At 62.5% G+C, this 517-nt stretch carries 1 protein-coding gene and 1 pseudogene; both read right to left on the reverse strand.

All coding sequences use genetic code 11. The features are described 5' to 3' along the window. A partial coding sequence (locus RV1423_RS28300) for an ATP-binding cassette domain-containing protein (protein ID WP_155835349.1) occupies window positions 1-416 on the reverse strand: 416 nt, incomplete at its 3' end. Next, a pseudogene (locus RV1423_RS29600) lies at window positions 416-517 on the reverse strand (ABC transporter ATP-binding protein); the annotation flags it as partial. The gene RV1423_RS28300 and the pseudogene RV1423_RS29600, both read right to left, overlap by 1 nt.

Raw genomic sequence — 517 nt, forward strand, 5'->3', positions numbered from 1 at the left:
AGGTTCGGGAACATGTCGTAGATCTCTTCGACCGACATCCCCTTGTCCGTCTTCGAGACGAACGGCGGCAGCATCAGGTTTTCTTCGGCCGACAGCGACGAGAAGATGCCGCGCTCTTCCGGGCAATATCCCACGCCTTGGTGCGCGATCTTGTAGGTCGGCATGGCGATGGTTTCATTGCCGTTGATCCTGATCGAGCCCTTGCGCGCGCCCACCAGGCCCATGATCGAGCGCAAGGTGGTGGTGCGTCCGGCGCCGTTGCGGCCCAGCAGGGTCACCACTTCTCCCTTGTTCACCGTCAGGTTGACGTCGTGCAGGATGTGCGACTCGCCGTACCAGGCGTGCAGGTCGGTAATGGCCAGCGCCTGTACGCCGGCTGTCTGGGCATGGCCCTGTTGCAGGGTAGCGGTGTTCATCAGTGGGCTCCTTCCAGTGCGCCCGCGGTGGTGCCCATGTAGGCTTCCATCACCTGCGGGTTCTTCGAGACCTGGTCATAGGTGCCTTCGGCCAATACCGC

The sequence above is a fragment of the Herbaspirillum sp. RV1423 genome (assembly GCF_000577615.1).
GTDB lineage: Bacteria > Pseudomonadota > Gammaproteobacteria > Burkholderiales > Burkholderiaceae_D > Herbaspirillum.